This window comes from Amycolatopsis solani, assembly GCF_033441515.1.
GTDB lineage: Bacteria > Actinomycetota > Actinomycetes > Mycobacteriales > Pseudonocardiaceae > Amycolatopsis > Amycolatopsis solani.
Genome location: NZ_JAWQJT010000003.1, coordinates 103,714 through 119,426, shown reverse-complemented (window position 1 = coordinate 119,426; position 15,713 = coordinate 103,714). Strand labels below are relative to the sequence as shown.

The window sequence follows — 15,713 nt, the reverse complement described above, 5'->3', positions numbered from 1 at the left end:
GCGCCCGGGTGCCGTACCCCGCTCAGGTGCCGCACCCCGTTCCCACCACCCGACGCCCGGCCGCCCGGCCGCGCGGACTGTCCGCATCGAGGAGCGACCGTGACCTGGCTCGAGCTCGCCGACGACACGCCGTTCGGCCTGGACAACCTGCCCTACGGCGTGTTCTCGGTGGCCGGCGCGCCCGAGCGCCGGATCGGCGTGCCCGTCGGCGAGCAGGTCCTCGACCTGACCGCCGCGGCCGCCGAGACGGCGGCGTCGTTCGCGCCGCTGCTCACCGGCGGGGTGCTCAACCCGGTGCTGGCCGCCGGGCCGGGTACCTGGCGGGAGGTTCGCGAGAGCGTCCGGGAGTGGCTGACCGAACCCCGGTACGCCGACCAGCTCCGGCCGCACCTCGTGCCGCTGAACGAGGTGACCACCCACCTGGCGTTCGAGGTCGCCGACTACGTCGACTTCTACTCCAGCGAACAGCACGCCCTCAACGCCACCCGGATCTTCCGGCCCGACGTCACCGAGCTGCCGCCGAACTGGAAGCACCTGCCGATCGCTTACCACGGCCGGGCCGGCACCGTCGTGGCGTCCGGCACGCCGGTGATCCGGCCGCACGGGCAGCGCAAGCCGCGCAACGCCGACGCGCCCTCGTTCGGGCCGTCGCAGCGGCTGGACATCGAGGCGGAGGTCGGGTTCGTCGTCGGCGTCCCGTCCACGCCGGGCACGCCGGTGTCCACAACGGACTTCGCGGACCACGTGTTCGGCGTCTGCCTGGTCAACGACTGGTCGGCGCGCGACATCCAGGCTTGGGAGTACGAGCCGCTGGGCCCGTTCCTCGGCAAGTCGTTCGCGACGTCGGTGTCGCCGTGGATCGTCCCGCTGGCCGCGCTCGAGCACGCGCGCGTCGACGGCCCGCCGCAGGACCCGGAGCCGTTCGAGTACCTGCGCACCAGCGAGAAGTGGGGCCTCGACCTGGCGCTGGAGATCCGGCTCAACGGCCACCTGGTGTCGAGCCCGCCGTTCGCTTCGCACTACTGGACGGCTCCGCAGCAGCTGGCGCACATGACCGTCAACGGCGCGCACCTGCGCACCGGCGACCTGTACGCGTCGGGCACGGTGACCGGCCCGGAGCGCGACCAGCGCGGCTCGTTCCTCGAGCTGTCCTGGGGCGGGCGGGAACCGGTGGCGCTGCCCGGCGGTCAGACCCGCGCGTTCCTGGAGGACGGCGACGAAGTGGTGATCAGCGCGACCGCGCCCGGTCCCGGCGGCACGCGGATCGGGTTCGGCGACGTGCGGGGCACGGTGGTGCCCGGCTAGCGCGTGACGATCCGGCGCCCGCCGTGTCCGGACTGCGGAGGACACGTGCGGATGAGAGGGTCGGTGTGGTGGTGCGTGGAGCGGTGAAGAGGGGATTCCGGCGAGCCGGGGCGACGCTGGCCCGGTACCGGGAGCGCGACGGCGACCACTACGCCGCCGCGGTGACGTTCTTCAGCCTGCTCGCGCTGGTCCCGCTGATCATGGTCGCGGTCTCGGTGGCCGGGTTCGTGCTGGCCGGCGACCGGATCCTCGGCGCCGAACTCGACCGCGTCATCGACGGCTCGCTGCCGCCCGAACTCGCGGGCCAGGCCACGAACGTCGTGCACACCGTCGTCGGCGAGCGCGGCCGGATCGGGCTGCTCGCGCTCGCCGTCGCCGCGTACTCGGGCTGGAGCTGGATCAGCAACGTCCGCGACGCCGTCACCGCGATGCTCGGCCAGGAACGCACCCCGCGCCCACTGCTGCGCGGCATCGTCACCGACGTCCTGGTGCTCATCGGCATCGGCCTCGCGGCGGCGGTCTCGTTCGGCCTGGCCTCACTGACCGGCGCGGCGGGCGCGGGCCTGCTCCGGCTGGCTGGCCTCGACGGCGGGTTCGCGCACTTCGTGCTGGTCGCGGGCTCCCTGCTGCTCGGCCTGGCGGCGAACTGGCTGGTCATCACCTGGTGCCTGGCCCGCCTCCCCCGCCGCCCCCTGCCCCTGCGCACAACCCTCCGCCCGGCCGGCGCCGCCGCGGTCGGCCTCGGCGCGATCCAGCAGGCCGGCGGCCTGTACCTGCACCTGCTGGGCCGCTCCCCAGCGGTCGCGGCCTTCGGCACCCTGGTCGGCCTGCTGCTGTTCGGCTACCTGATCGTCCGCTGGCTCCTGATGGTCACGGTCTGGCTGACGGTCCGCGCCGAGCCGACGGGCACGCTGGCGGCGGACGTCCGCTACGCGGGCACGACCCTGGGCGCGGGCGCATCGGCGGAACTGGTGGTCCGCACCCTGTCGGGCCGCTGACTCCGCGGTCGAGTGGCGGGGCGCACATCGCCCGCACGCGAAACGCCCGTTCCCCTTAGGATCCGGCTAAGCGCTTGCTCAGCAACGGAGGTGGACATGCGGATCGGGACCGCGATCAACTACGCCGGAGGCTTCGCCGACAGCGTCGCGGACATCGTCGAACTGGAGAAGGTGGGCCTCGACGTCGCCTTCGTGCCGGAGGCGTATTCGTTCGACGCCGTCAGCCAGCTCGGGTACCTCGCGGCCAAGACCGAGCGGGTGCAGCTCGCGTCCGGGATCTTCCAGATCTACACGCGCACGCCGACGCTCACCGCGATGACCGCGGCCGGGCTCGACTTCGTGTCCGATGGGCGGTTCATCCTGGGGCTCGGGGCGTCCGGGCCGCAGGTCATCGAGGGTTTCCACGGCGTGAAGTACGACGCGCCGCTGGGCCGCACCCGCGAGATCGTCGAGGTCTGCCGTCAGGTGTGGCGCCGTGAACGCGTGGTGCACGAGGGCAAGCACTACACGATCCCGCTGCCGCCGGAGCAGGGCACCGGGCTCGGCAAGCCGCTGAAGCTGATCAACCACCCCGTGCGCGAGCGCATCCCGGTGCTGCTGGCGTCGCTCGGGCCGAAGAACGTCGCGCTCACCGCGGAGATCGCCGAAGGCTGGCAGCCGATCTTCTTCCACCCCGAGAAGGCGGCCGACGCCTGGGGCGCGGCGCTGGCCGAGGGCAAGGCGAAGCGCGCGCCGGAGCTGGGCGAGCTGGACACGTTCGCGACGGTGGCACTGGCCATCGGCGACGACGTCGAGCCGCTGCTCGACCACCTGCGCCCGATCCTGGCGCTCTACATCGGCGGCATGGGCGCGCGCGGCAAGAACTTCTACAACGACCTCGCCCGCCGCTACGGCTACGAGGCCGAGGCCAAGCTGATCCAGGACCTCTACCTCGACGGCAAGAAGGAGGAAGCGGCGGCGGCGGTCCCGCTCGAGCTGCTGCGCGCGATCTCCCTCGTCGGCCCGGCGGGCTACGTGAAGGAGCGCCTGGCGGCCTTCAAGGACGCGGGCGTGACGACGCTGGTGGTGAACCCGCTGCTCCCGGGCCGCGACGCCCGCGTGGCGGCGGTGTCCCAGCTGCGGGAGCTGATCGGCTGAATCGGAACCCTCGTCAGGCGAGCGTCGCGTAGACGGCCACCCGTGCGCCGCTGAAACCCGCGCCGTCGAACGTTCCGTCGCTGGTGATCAACCGCAGCTGCGGGCCCGCGCCCTCCGGCGCCACCAGCGTGCTGTCCGGCGCGTTCGACGGGAACAGCGTCGTGCGCCGGACGACGAAGCGGTACTCCCGCCCGTCGTCGTCGCGGATCGTGATGGGAGCGCCCGGGCGAAGCGTCGACAGGCGGGCGAACGCCCCGGCCGAGTAGCCGAAGCCGGCATGGCCGGACAGCACCGCGACCCCGGGCGCTCCCGGGACCGGGCCGTCCGCGAACCAGCCCACCCCGGGCGCCGTTCCCGGCTGCTCGCGGCGGCCGCCGACGTGACCCAGCGCCATCACGTGGTCGCGCTCCAGGCCCAGATCGGGGATCCGCACCGACGCCGGCGGGGCGCCGGTGCCCGGGAGCGAGGCCGACGCTCCCGGAGGGACCGTCGTGGCCGGGGCGAGTACCGTGGTCACGCCCAGCAGCACGCACCCGAGCCCGGCCACGACCGCGAGCACGGCCGCGGCCGGCCGGGCGAACTCGGATCTCCGCTCGGGCCGTTCAGTCACTTTTCCCTGCTCCACACCGGTGCTGATGCCCGGGTGATCGCAGCACCGCCCCTCGGCGTTACCAAAACGTGTCCAATTCACTCGTTCGGGTTATCGCGCTGTGACCTTCGCGGCAAAAAGGCACCGCCAGAGGGGGTAATCCCGTTAATCACCCGGCGGTACGTCGTGAGATCCGACATCATTACTGGTTTCGACCAGGCCCGCTGGGGATATTCAGCAAGGTAGAAGTGAGGTGCGCCGAGTCGTGCGAAGAATCGAAGAGCCCGCGGTGGGCGTGCTGGACGTCGGTTCGTTCAGTGCCCGCCTCGTGGTGGTGCCCGTCGACGGGTCCCCGCGAGAGCCGGTGCTCAACCACCAGACGCGGCTGCGCCTCGACCGCGAGCTCGACGGCCGCGGCCGGCTCACCGATCGCGGCGTGGCTGCCGTCACCGCCGCCGTCGCGGCGGGCATGAGCACGGCCTACCGCCACGGTGTCCGCGGCGTCTACCCGCTCGCGACGTCGTCGATCCGCGACGCGGCCAACTCCGCCGAGGTCGTCCAGCACGTGGCCGGCGAAACCGGCGTCGAGCTGCGGTTCCTGTCCGGGCCGGCCGAGGCCGGGCTCGCCTACCTGGCCGCCCGGCGCTGGTACGGCGCGGACGCCGGGCCGCTGCTGGTGCTCGACATCGGCGGCGGCACCGTCGAGCTGGCCGCCGGCTGCGGCCAGCAGGCCTCGTTCGCGCGGTCGCTGCCGCTGGGCGCCCGGTCGATGACGCGGGACTGGCTACCCACCGAGCGCGTGTCGAAAAGGCAGGTCAAGGCGCTGCGCACGCACGCGCTCGACATCGTGACCACCACGCTCGGCGCGGCCGACGTCGTCGATCCGCGGGTCGTCGGCTGCTCGAAGGTGCTGCAGCAGCTCGCCCGCCTGTCCGGCGCCCGGCCCGGGAAGTGCCGGGAACTGCGGCTCGACGACCTGCGCGCGTGGATCCCGCGGCTCGCCGCGCTCCCGCCGTCGAAGCGGGCCGAGCTGCCGGGCATCTCGCGCAGCCGGGCCCACCAGGCGCTGGCCGGCGCGATCGTGGCGGAGGCGCTGCTGACGGTCTCGGGCGGCAAGGTCGCGATCTGCCCGTGGTCCACCCGAGACGGCCTGCTGCTCACCCTGCAGGACAAGGCGAAGGCCGCCGCGGGCACCCAGGCGGCTTGAACCCCTGGCCGGGACCGGGAAAACCGGGTATCCCGGAAACCATGAGCGAACAGCAGCGCATCCACGGCCGTGACGACGAAGACGAAGAGCTCCCGAAGCTCCCGACGCCGGGCAGCCTCACGCACGACGTGCCGACCGCGCCCGACCCGGATGTGAACCCGGGCGGGACCGAAGACGTTCCGGCCCCGCCCGGGAGGGACGTCCTCAGCGACCTTCCGGAGTAATGGGGTTGCTGGGTTCCGCGTACTGACGCACCTTTTCCGAGTCACGCCGCATCGGAGCGCGGCCCGGGGGCTGCTTCGGCGGGTCGCCCGCGTCGATCTTCGGGATCGCGAACCGCTGCGGCTCCGGGGTGAGCGTGATGCGCTCGCCGTGGTGCAGCACTTCCAGCGGCTCGCCGTCGAGCACGTGGTAGGTGACCTGGTCGGGGTCGATCTCGACCTGGAACCGCGTGCCGCGGAACATCAGGCGGAAGGTGAGCCGGCCCAGCTGCTCCGGCAGTCGCGGGGAGAACGCCAGCGTCCCGCCGTGGTCGCGCAGCCCGCCGAACCCGGCCACAGCGCCCTGCCACGCCCCGGCGAGCGACGCCATGTGCAGGCCGTTGCGGACGTTGTTGTGCACGTCGTGCAGGTCGGTCAGCGCGGCTTCGGCGAGGTAGTCGTAGGCCAGCTGCAGGTGCCCGACCTCGGCCGCGACGACGGCCTGCGTGCCCGCCGACAGCGAGGAGTCCCGCACGGTCCTCGCTTCGTAGTAGGCGAAGTTGCGGGCCTTCTCCTCGAGGCTGAACGAATCACCGCACAGGTGCAGCGCCAGCACCAGGTCCGCCTGCTTCACGACCTGCTTGCGGTACAGGTCGAAGTACGGGTAGTGCAGCAGCAGCGGGTAGTGCGCCGGATCGGTGTTCTCGTAGTCCCACTCGTCGTGCTCGAGGAACCCCTCCGACTGCGGGTGCACGCCGAGTTCGGCGTCGTAGGGCAGGTACATCGCCGCCGCGGCCGCGCGCCACGAGTCCAGTTCGACGGTGTCGACGCCGAAGTGCGCGGCGACGTCCCGGTGCCGCTCGCAGGATTCCGCCGCCGCCAGCAGGTTCCGGCGCGCCATCAGGTTCGTGTAGACGTTGTTGTCCGCCACCGCCGAGTACTCGTCCGGCCCGGTGACGCCGTCGATGCGGAACGTCCCGTGCCGGTCGTGGTGGCCCAGCGACGCCCACAGCCGCGCGGTTTCCAGCAGCAGCTCGGTGCCGTAGTCGCGCTCGAACTCCTCGTCGCCGGTCGCGTTGAGGTAGCGCAGCACCGCGTCGGCGATGTCCGCGCTGACGTGGAACGCCGCCGTGCCGGCCGGCCAGTACGCCGAGCATTCGGCGCCGTTGATCGAGCGCCACGGGAACGCCGCGCCGCGCAACCCCAGCTGGTGCGCGCGTTCCCGCGCTTTGTCCATTGTGGAATGCCGCCACCGCAGCGCGTCGCGCGCCGCGTCCGGCATCGTGTAGGTGAGCACCGGCAGGACGAACGATTCGGTGTCCCAGAAGGCGTGCCCGTCGTAGCCGGGGCCGGTCAGGCCCTTGCCCGCGATCGCGCGGCTTTCGCCGCGCGCCCCGGCCTGCAGGAGGTGGAACAGCGCGAAGCGGACGGCTTGCTGCAGCTCGGGATCGCCGTCGATCTCGATGTCGGAGGTGGCCCAGAAGTCGTCGAGGAACTGGCGCTGCTCGGTGACCAGGCCCTTCCAGCCGGTCTGGCGCGCGCCCGCCAGCGCCGCCTCGACCTGGGACCGCAGCGCGGGCACCGAGCGCTGCGCGGACCAGCCGTAGGCGAGGAACTTGGTGATCCGCAGCCGCCCGCCCTTCGGCACGTCGACCGCGACGGTCAGCCGCGCGAGGTCCTCCTCGGAGTGGATGCGGGCGCGGATCCCGTCGTCCACCTCGATCTTGTGGTCCATCGCCGCGGCCATCCGCAGCCCCGACCGGCGGGTCTGGTGCACCAGCACGGCGTTGTAGTCGGACGCGCGGTGGAACTCGCCGACCAGCGGCGAGTTCAGCGCGGCGGCCACCCGCGGGTCGCTGGTGTCGGACTCGATCGGCTCGTTGGCCAGCAGGTCCGACTGCACGACCAGCTGCAGGTCCTCGTCGAGCGGCTCGACCTCGTACCGGATCGCGGCGATCGCGCGCTGGGTGAACGACACCAGCCGTTCGGTGCGCACGCGGACCCGCCGCCCGGTCGGCGACGACCACTCCGTGGACCGGCTCAGCGTGCCCTTGCGGAAGTCGAGCACGCGGTCGTGCGCGGTCGCGGTGCCGTAACGCATGTCCAGCGGCTCGTCCTCGACGAGCAGCCGGATGATCTTGCCGTCGGTCACGTTGACGACGGTCTGGCCCTCTTCGGGGTAGCCGTAGCCCGCTTCGGCGTAGGGGAGTTCGTGCTGCTCGTAGAACCCGTTGAGGTAGGTGCCGGGCAGCCCGCGCGGCTCGGCCTCCTCGAGGGTGCCGCGCAGCCCGATGTGCCCGTTCGACACCGCGAACGCCGATTCGGTGCGCTGCAGGGCGTCCACGTCCATGCCGCGCCAGCGCAGCTCCCACGGGGAGCACTCGTAGCCGCGGGGTTCGTCGGTCATCGGTCCTCCAGCAGTTCGGCGAGGTCGTCGACGACGATGTCGGCCCCGTGGGCCTTCAGCTCGGCGGCCTGGTCGGCCCGGTTCACGCCCACCACGTACCCGAACCCGCCGGCTTTCCCGGCCTGGACGCCGGATTGGGCGTCCTCGAAGACGGCCGCGTGCGAGGGCTCGACGCCGAGCGCCTCGGCGCCGGCCAGGAACGAATCGGGCGCGGGCTTGCCCTTGAGGTTCCGCTCGCGCAGGACGATGCCGTCGATGCGGGCCTCGACGTACTTGCTCAGGCCGGCGGCGTCGAGAACCTTGGCGCCGTTGGCCGAGGACGTCACGACGGCGATCCGCAGCCCGGCGGCCTTGACCGCTTCGAGGTAGCGCACCGAGCCGGGGTAGGGGCTGACGCCGCGCTCCTCGATGATCTTCAGGACCAGCTCGTTCTTGCGGTTGCCGATGCCGTTCACGGTGGGGGCGTCCGGCGGGTCGTCCGGCGTGCCCTCGGGCAGCTCGATGTGGCGCGACCGCAGGAACTCCCGCACGCCGTCGGCGCGCGGGCGGCCGTCCACAAAGGCCGCGTAGTCGTGGTCGGTGAACTCGGCGAAGCCGGCGCCGTCGCGGGCGCGGAGGAATTCGTCGAATGTTCGCTTCCACGCTTCGCGGTGGAGAATCGCCGTCCCGGTCAGCACTCCGTCGAGGTCGAACAGGCAGGCGGTGATGGCTTCCGGCAATCCCGTCATGCCCGCACGCTACCGGTCCTCGCCCTCGGGTGCGGGGTGTGGCCGCACGTGGTGGATGAGTTCGTGCACGGTCGCGTCGGCGAGCCGGTAGCGCACGACCCGCCCGGTGCGCTGCGGCGTGACGAGGCCGTGGGCCCGCAGCAGCCGCAGGGCCTGCGACACAGCCGTGTCGGTCATGCCGGTGGCGGCGGCGAGGTCGGTGACGCTGATCTCGCGGGCGTAGTGGATGGAGACCAGCAGCGCCAGCCGCGACGGGTCGGCGACCACGGAGAAGCGCCGGGCCCATTCGTCGATGACGGCGCGGTCGCCGAGCCCGTCGACCGCCGCGGAGACGCGTTCCGGGTCGATCGGCTTGCGGTCGGTGCTCACCCCCGGATGATTCCACCCGCGCCCCGGGCGGACCACCGGTGGCCTGGGTCACGCCGCGCTTGACGTCGTCCCGGCGCCGGGCGAAGCTGCGATTAAGACACTTGTCATAATCGAGGAGCCCGAGATGACCGACGTGGCCGCCGAAGCGGAGACCCGCTCGAAGACCATCACCTGGCAGGACCCGCTGCCGACCGCCCGGCTCGGCGCCACGATGTCCGGCCTGGAGTACCTGACGGCCATCAAGGACGGCCGCATCCCGGGCCCGCCGATCGCCGCCCACTTCGGGCTCCGCTGGGAGCGCATCGAGCACGGCGACGTCGAAGCGGTCGCCGAACCGGACGAGTCGATGTACAACCCGATCGGCATGGTCCACGGCGGCGTGGCGGCCACGATGCTCGACTCGGTGGTCGGCTGCGCGGTGCACACGACGTTGCCGGCGGGCGTCGGCTACGCGTCGGTGGAGCTGAAGGTGAACTACCTGCGCGCGATCCACGCGGGCCGCGGCGAGATCCGGGCGACCGGCCGGGTGGTGAAGGAGGGCTCGCGGATCGCGTTCGCCGAGGGGGAGATCCGCGACGCCGCCGGCAAGCTGCTGGCGACGGCGTCGGGAACCTGCGTGATCACCCGCTAGAGCGGCTGCTTCACGTCCCAGTGCTCGACGAGCAGGCCGTCCTCGACGCGCAGGATGTCGACGACGGCGGTGCCCGCCACGTGCAGGTGCACGACGACGAGGTCGTCCTCGGCGACCACGTGCCGGATCTCCGCGGCCGCGTCCGCGAGCGGGGAGTTCTTCACGGCGTCCGCGAAGGCGTCGCGGCCGGAGGGCAGCCCGGGGCTGTGGGTGACGAAGCCGGGGTGCAGCACGGCCTTCGCGGCGTCGAAGTCCTTGCGCAGGAACAGGTTCTCGAAGCAGTCGGCGACGATCTCGCGGTTCGTTCGGGTCATGCCGCCGATCCTGCTCACCGGCGGAGCGCCCGTCGATTACGTCGCGGGTAAAACTCAGGCGCCCACTCGGCGGTCGAAGACCAGGCCTTCCGCCGCCCGCAGGCCCACGCTGATCGCGCCGGTCAGGACCGCGTCCTCGCCCAGTTCGCCCTGGACCACCTTCGGGACCAGCGGCGTGAACGCGCGCAGGGCGCGGTCGATCGGTTCCAGCAGCAGGTCCGCCGCCGTGCCCATGCCGCCGCCCAGGACGATCAGTTCCGGGTCGATCACCGCGGCCACCGAGGCGACCGTGTAGGCCAGGCGGTCGGCCTCCGTTTCCACCGCGCGGCGGGCGAGTTCGTCGCCTTCGCGGGCCAGGCGGAAGACCTCGCGGGCCGATTTCGCCGTGCCGAGGCCGAGTTCGCGGGCGCCGCGGACCACCGACTGCGCCGCCGTCGCCTCTTCGAGGTGGCCACGCGCGGGCGGGCTCGTCGGCTCCTCCGCCGCGCGCGTGCGGCCGTACGGGAGGTAGCCGATCTCGCCCGCCGCGCCGGTCGCGCCGCGGAAGACGCGGCCGTCGACCATCATGCCCATGCCGACGCCGGTGCCGATCGTGATGCAGCCGAACACCGACGCGCCGCGTGCGGCGCCGCTTTCCCACTCGCCGACCGCGGTCAGGTTCGCGTCGTTTTCGACCATCAGGTCCGGGCCCAGCACGGCCTCGAGGTCGTCGATCAGCCCGGCCCGGCCCCAGCCCGGCAGGTTCGGCGCGTGCCGGAAGCAGCGCTTTTCCGGATCGGCGACACCGGGGGAGCCGACCACGCGGACAACGATGTCGGCCGCCGTCAGGCCCGCCTCGGCGACGGCGTCGGCGGCGATCTTCCCGACCGCGGTCACCAGCGCCGCCCCGGACCGTGCCGTGTTGCGCTCGTCGCGGCGCGCCACCAGCACGCGCCCGAGGTCGGACACCGCGACCCGGAGGTGCTCGCGGCCGATGTCGACGCCCAGGACGTACCCCGCCGTGGGGTCGGCCTCGTACAGCACGGCCGAGCGGCCGGTCCCGGTCGACGTCTGCCCCGTCGGGCGCGCCAGCCCCGCGGCCTCGAGCGCCAGCAGCGCCTGGCTGACCGTCGGCTTCGACAGCCCGGTGTCCTTCGCGACCTGCGGCCGGGTCGCCGGCCCGCTGCGGCGCAGCAGGTCGAGCACCGCCCGCTGGTTGATCTTGCGCATCCCGGCGGGGGTCCCGACCGTTGGAGCTCCTACGCCGGTCACCCGTGCCCGCCTTTCGTCTTCGTATTCCCCGCCACGCTAGCCGCCCGCAACCCGGTTTTTCCGGAATACGTCCGATCCGGGACCCGTTGACCGGGGCATGAGCACTCCGGTACGCGGCCGGGTCCGCGTGGCACAAGGCGCGAAGCGGGTACGGGTGTTCCTCGGCGGGGAACTCGTCGCGGACACCGTGCACCCCCTTCTGGTGTGGGAAGTCCCGTACTACCCCACGTACTATTTCCCGCGCGCGGACGTCGTGAGCGGCGTTCTCACCCCTTCCGGCCGGACGACGCACTCGCCGAGCCGGGGAGATGGTGTTCTGTCGACGATAAAGGTCGGCCGGGCCGAGGCGGTGGACGGCGCGCTGGAACACCCGGATTCGCCCATCGAGGAGCTCCGGGACCACGTCCGCTTCGACTTCGCCTCCTTCGACTGGTTCGAAGAGGACGAGCAGATCTTCACGCACCCGCGCGACCCCGGCGTGCGCGTCGACGTCCTGCCGAGCTCGCGCCACGTCCGGATCGAGGTGGACGGCGTCACGGTCGCCGACAGCGTCCGGCCGCACCTGCTGTTCGAGACCGGGCTGCCGGTCCGCTACTACCTGCCCCGCGTCGACGTCCGGATGGACCTGCTCGAGAAGATCGACACGGTGACGCACTGCCCGTACAAGGGCGCGGCGGACCACTTCGACGTCGCCGGGCACGCCGACCTCGCGTGGAGCTACCCGACGCCGCTGCCGGAGAGCATCCGGACCGCCGGCCTCGTGGCGTTCCTCGACGAGAAGGTGGACGTCTACGTCGACGGGGTGCGGCAGGAGCGCCCGAAGACGAAGTTCGCCTGACCCGCGTATAACGACCTATACCGCCTGGCGTCAGGCCGCGTGGCGGCCGTGGGCCTGGCGCCGGAACCCGCGGGGACGCGGCCGCTTCGCCACCGGGGCGTCCACAGTGGACCCGGCGGTCGTCCGGTCCCCGCCGGTCGCGGCCGGGATCGGGGTGCCGCGGTCGCGGTGACCGCGGTGGACCGCGTACAGCAGCGCCAGGCCCAGCACCACCAGCACGTGCGTCGCCAGCCGGGACAGCGTCACCGTGCCCGCCGCCAAGTCGCCCGCCGAGAGCACCAGCAGCACCCCGACGAAGCCGGTCAGCAGCGGCAGCTGGCCGGCCGCGGTCTTCGGGCGCAGGACCGCCGCCAGCAGGCCGATGCCCACCGCCAGGTTCCACGCGCCGCTTTCGTGGTCGAAGTGGATGCCGCCGTGCCCGCCCGCCGTGCCGAGCAGCTGGGCGAACGCCAGGCCGAGCTGGGCGATCGCGACCACGGCCAGCGCGATCCGCAGCCCCCAGCCCTCGCCGGACGGCGCCGGCGTGCGCTCGAGGATCGCCGCGGTGAGGTCCGGGACCGGGGGAGCGGGGCGCAGCAGCAGCGCGCGCCGCAGCCGTTCCGCGCCGGCGAACCACTCCTGGCAGGCCGCGCAGGTCGCCAGGTGCTCGTCCGGCGACACCGGCTCGGCCTCGCCGTCCAGCCGGGCCGACAGCGCTTTTCGGCAGTCCTCGCACCTCATGGTCCACTAGTCGGGCGGCGGGGTCACAAAGTTCCCGGTTACTGCTACGTTCCGCACCATGACCCGCGGTGAGGACGACGAACGCGTCACGGCTCTGGCGATGGTCGCCGGCCGGGGTGACCGGCGCGCGCTGGAGGAGTGGGTCCGCGCGACCCAGGCCGACGTCTGGCGCTTCCTCGCGCACCTCACCGACGCGGCCGCCGCCGACGACCTGACGCAGGAAACCTACCTCCGCGCCTTCGGCAGCCTCCGCCGCTTCGCCGGCCGCTCGTCGTCGCGGACCTGGCTGCTGGCCATCGCGCGCCGGGTGGTCGTCGACCAGATCCGGGCCGCCTCCGCCCGGCCGAAGATCGACTGGGACGCCCCGGTCGACCAGGGGCGCGCCGCGGCCGGGTTCGAGGACCTCGTCGAGCTCGGCGTGCTGCTCGACGGGCTCGACCCGGACCGGCGCGAGGTGCTCGTGCTGACCCAGGTGCTCGGGCTGTCCTACGCCGAGGCCGCCGACGTCTGCGGCGTGCCGGTCGGCACCGTCCGCTCGCGCGTCGCGCGCGCCCGCGACGACCTGCTGGAAGCCCGCCGCGAACGCGGCTCGGACGCCGGCTGAACCAGTCCGCTGGGCCGTCCGGCACTGTGGCGGCGCACACATTCGGCGGCTTCCACTGTCATCTCGTCACAGGAATGGGCGAACCCGACTACTCCGCGTTGACGGCCTGACAACGCCTGCTTAGCGTGACGCGCACCCCGCCACCACGCTGCAAGGGATTCCCGATGGCCAGTCCCACCACCGAACCCGCTGACCGCGCCGACCCAGGGCGGGTCGGCCGCCGCCGCTTCCTGACCTACCTGGTCGCCGCGCCGACGCTCACCATCGCCACCAAGCTGACCGCGGACGCGGTGGCCCCGGCGACCGCGGAAGCCGTCGTCCCGACCTTGCCGCAGCCCGCGGAGATCCTCGACCTCGGTGACGTGCTGACGCTGTCGTGCGTGCCGACCGCCGGCATGCTCGTGCTCGAGATGACCTCCGACGGGCGGGCGCGGCTGCAGCTGCCCCGCGCCGAAGTCGGGCAGGGCATCACGACGGCGACCGCGATGCTCGTCGCCGAGGAGCTGGACCTGCCGCTCGACCGCGTCGACGTCGTGCTGTCCGACGCCCGCACCGAGCTGCTGTTCAACCAGCTCACCGGCGGCTCCAACACGATGCGCTCGCTCTACGACCCGGTCCGCGCCACCGCGGCGACCGCGCGCGCCCGGATGGTGGCCGCGGCCGCGGCGAAGTGGGGGACCGGCGCGTCCCGGCTGTCCACTCGCGACGGTGCGGTGTGGGCGCCCGACGGCCGCAGCGCCGGCTACGGCGTCCTCGCCGGACCGGCGTCGCGCACGGACCTCGCCACCGGCGCCATCGCGCCGAAGGCGGAATCGGCGCACACGCTCGTCGGGACGCCGACCTCGCGCAAGGACGCCCGCGCGATGGTCACCGGCCGGCAGGTCTACACGCTCGACCTCGACGTCCCCGGCGCGAACCCGGTGATGGTGCGGCGCCCGCCGTCGATCAACGGCACCGTGGAGAAGGTCAACAACGAGGCCGCCGTCCGGGCGATGCCGGGGATCATCGACATCGCCGTCGTGCCCACCGGTGTCGCGGTGATGGCCGAGACGTTCGGCCAGGCCCTCGACGGCAAGAACGCCCTCGACGTCACCTGGGGTCCGGGCACGGTGGACGGTGAGGACAACGAGAGCATCAAGAAGAAGCTGCGCGGGGCCGCGCTGCCGTTCGTGGTGCCGCCGCTGCTGACCCAGTACGTCGACGGCGAATTCGACTTCGCCTTCGCCAGCCACGCGCCGATGGAGTCGAACTCCGCGGTCGCCGACGTCCGCGAGGACAGCGCGACCATCTGGGCCGGGCTGAAGTCGCCGATCGTGGCCAAGCAGACCATCGCCCAGGAGCTGGGGCTGCCGGAGAACAAGGTCACCGTGCACGTCCAGCAGGGCGGCGGGTCGTTCGGGCGGCGGCTCTTCTTCGACGCCGCCCTCGAAGCCGCGCACATCTCGAAGGCGATGAAGAAGCCCGTGCGCCTGATGTGGAGCCGGATCGACGACATGCGCCACGGCCGGGCGCGCGCGGCGAGTTACCACCGGATCCGCGCCACCTTCGCGCTCGGGCAGGTGCTGACGTTCGAGCACCGCGTCGCCAGCGTCGAGACCGACTGGAGCCACGGCCTCGGCGAGATCCTCACCGCGTTCGCGGCGAAGCTGCCCGTCGGCGGGAACCTGAGCTTCGCGCAGACGGTGTTCCTGCTGACGATCAAGTCGCCGTACAACTTCGGCGTCACCACGCAGCTGCTCAACGAGGTTCCGCTGAAGTTCCACACCTCGGCGTGGCGGTCGGTCTACTCGGCGAACACCCGCGGCGCCGAAGAGATCATGGTCGACGAGATCGCGAAGAAGCTCGGCAAGGACCCGGTGGCCTTCCGCCGCGAGTTCATCAAGGAAGAGCGCCAGCGCGCGGTGCTGGACAAGGTCGCGGAGCTCGGCGAGTGGGGCAAGAAGATGCCCGCCGGGTTCGCGCAGGGCATCGCGGTGCACGGCGAGTACAAGTCCTTCACCGCTTGCCTGGTCGAGCTGGACGCGCGCGACCCGAAGCACCCGCGCGTCACCAAGGCGACCATCGCGGTCGACGTCGGCAAGCCGGTGAACCCGCGGGGGATCCAGGCGCAGATGCTCGGCGGCCTGACCGACGCGATCTCGACGACGCTCACCGCCGGCCTGCACATCGACAAGGGCCTGCCGCTGGAGGGCAGCTACTCGCAGTTCCACTACGCGCGCCAGAAGAACTCGCCGATGGACGTCCAGGTGCACGTCATGCCGGCGACCGGCGACGACATCGGTGGCGCCGGCGAACTCGGCCTGCCCGCCCCGGTCGGCGCGATCGCCAACGCCTACGCCCGGGCGACCGGGATCAAGCCCCGCAGCTTCCCCATCACCTTCCCCGTCGACTTCGACCCGTTCCCGCGCTGAGGAG

General features: G+C 72.6%; 16 protein-coding genes. 9 read left to right on the top strand and 7 right to left on the bottom strand.

Annotated features, from left to right (window positions below):
• Positions 1-99 precede the first annotated feature (99 nt).
• From fahA to SD460_RS33755, 3 genes are all read left to right on the top strand, one after another.
• Entirely contained in the window at positions 100-1,305 is a 1,206-nt protein-coding gene (fahA, locus tag SD460_RS33765; RefSeq protein WP_290054304.1) for a fumarylacetoacetase, read from the top strand.
• Between the two features lie 83 nt (positions 1,306-1,388).
• Entirely contained in the window at positions 1,389-2,303 is a 915-nt protein-coding gene (locus SD460_RS33760) for a YhjD/YihY/BrkB family envelope integrity protein (protein WP_318307256.1), read from the top strand.
• 96 nt (positions 2,304-2,399) lie between these two features.
• Positions 2,400-3,440 (top strand): LLM class F420-dependent oxidoreductase, encoded by a 1,041-nt coding sequence (locus SD460_RS33755; protein WP_290054300.1) that lies wholly within the window; start codon positions 2,400-2,402, stop codon positions 3,438-3,440.
• A 13-nt stretch (positions 3,441-3,453) separates the two neighbouring features.
• Here the strand turns inward: SD460_RS33755 and SD460_RS33750 are convergent, their stop codons facing one another.
• Positions 3,454-4,050 carry a class F sortase gene (locus SD460_RS33750; protein WP_290054298.1) on the bottom strand — a complete coding sequence of 199 codons (597 nt, stop codon included), beginning with the start codon at positions 4,048-4,050 and terminating at the stop codon, positions 3,454-3,456.
• A 244-nt stretch (positions 4,051-4,294) separates the two neighbouring features.
• Between SD460_RS33750 and SD460_RS33745 the strand changes: the two genes are divergently transcribed.
• Both SD460_RS33745 and SD460_RS33740 read left to right on the top strand, forming a co-directional pair.
• Positions 4,295-5,236 carry a Ppx/GppA phosphatase family protein gene (locus SD460_RS33745; protein WP_318307255.1) on the top strand — a complete coding sequence of 314 codons (942 nt, stop codon included), beginning with the start codon at positions 4,295-4,297 and terminating at the stop codon, positions 5,234-5,236.
• Positions 5,237-5,277: 41 nt separating this feature from the next.
• On the top strand, positions 5,278-5,460 hold the full coding sequence (locus tag SD460_RS33740; protein ID WP_290054295.1) for a hypothetical protein: 183 nt from the start codon (positions 5,278-5,280) through the stop codon (positions 5,458-5,460).
• On the opposite strand, the gene SD460_RS33735 is transcribed toward SD460_RS33740, so the two are convergent.
• From SD460_RS33735 to SD460_RS33725, 3 genes are read right to left on the bottom strand one after another with little or no spacing between them, the layout of a single operon-like run.
• A complete protein-coding gene (locus SD460_RS33735; protein WP_290054293.1) occupies positions 5,441-7,843 on the bottom strand; it encodes a glycoside hydrolase family 65 protein in 2,403 nt (800 codons plus the stop codon). The genes SD460_RS33740 and SD460_RS33735 overlap by 20 nt on opposite strands.
• Positions 7,840-8,571: an HAD family hydrolase gene (locus tag SD460_RS33730; RefSeq protein ID WP_290054291.1), complete on the bottom strand. Its 732-nt coding sequence runs from the start codon at positions 8,569-8,571 to the stop codon at positions 7,840-7,842. The genes SD460_RS33735 and SD460_RS33730 overlap by 4 nt, the downstream gene beginning before the upstream one ends.
• A gap of 9 nt (positions 8,572-8,580) precedes the next feature.
• Positions 8,581-8,940, bottom strand: coding sequence for an ArsR/SmtB family transcription factor (locus tag SD460_RS33725; protein ID WP_318307254.1), 360 nt, complete (start codon positions 8,938-8,940; stop codon positions 8,581-8,583).
• A 124-nt stretch (positions 8,941-9,064) separates the two neighbouring features.
• Between SD460_RS33725 and SD460_RS33720 the strand changes: the two genes are divergently transcribed.
• Positions 9,065-9,571, top strand: a complete 507-nt coding sequence (locus SD460_RS33720) for a PaaI family thioesterase (protein ID WP_290054287.1) — start codon at positions 9,065-9,067, stop codon at positions 9,569-9,571.
• On the opposite strand, the gene SD460_RS33715 is transcribed toward SD460_RS33720, so the two are convergent.
• Both SD460_RS33715 and SD460_RS33710 read right to left on the bottom strand, forming a co-directional pair.
• Complete coding sequence (locus SD460_RS33715) at positions 9,568-9,885, bottom strand: nuclear transport factor 2 family protein (RefSeq protein ID WP_290054285.1); 318 nt, start codon at positions 9,883-9,885, stop codon at positions 9,568-9,570. The genes SD460_RS33720 and SD460_RS33715 overlap by 4 nt on opposite strands.
• 54 nt (positions 9,886-9,939) lie before the next feature.
• On the bottom strand, positions 9,940-11,094 hold the full coding sequence (locus tag SD460_RS33710) for an ROK family protein (protein WP_438860589.1): 1,155 nt from the start codon (positions 11,092-11,094) through the stop codon (positions 9,940-9,942).
• A 139-nt stretch (positions 11,095-11,233) separates the two neighbouring features.
• On the opposite strand from SD460_RS33710, the gene SD460_RS33705 reads away from it, so the two are divergent.
• Positions 11,234-11,974, top strand: coding sequence for a DUF427 domain-containing protein (locus tag SD460_RS33705; protein WP_290054282.1), 741 nt, complete (start codon positions 11,234-11,236; stop codon positions 11,972-11,974).
• Between the two features lie 30 nt (positions 11,975-12,004).
• Here the strand turns inward: SD460_RS33705 and SD460_RS33700 are convergent, their stop codons facing one another.
• The gene (locus SD460_RS33700) at positions 12,005-12,694 is read right to left on the bottom strand and encodes a zf-HC2 domain-containing protein (protein ID WP_290054280.1); all 690 of its coding nucleotides are present in this window, start codon (positions 12,692-12,694) and stop codon (positions 12,005-12,007) included.
• 58 nt (positions 12,695-12,752) lie between these two features.
• Between SD460_RS33700 and sigC the strand changes: the two genes are divergently transcribed.
• Both sigC and SD460_RS33690 read left to right on the top strand, forming a co-directional pair.
• Positions 12,753-13,298: an RNA polymerase sigma factor SigC gene (gene sigC, locus SD460_RS33695; protein WP_318307253.1), complete on the top strand. Its 546-nt coding sequence runs from the start codon at positions 12,753-12,755 to the stop codon at positions 13,296-13,298.
• 164 nt (positions 13,299-13,462) lie between these two features.
• Complete coding sequence (locus SD460_RS33690; RefSeq protein WP_290054276.1) at positions 13,463-15,709, top strand: xanthine dehydrogenase family protein molybdopterin-binding subunit; 2,247 nt, start codon at positions 13,463-13,465, stop codon at positions 15,707-15,709.
• The last annotated feature ends 4 nt before the right edge of the window (positions 15,710-15,713 follow it).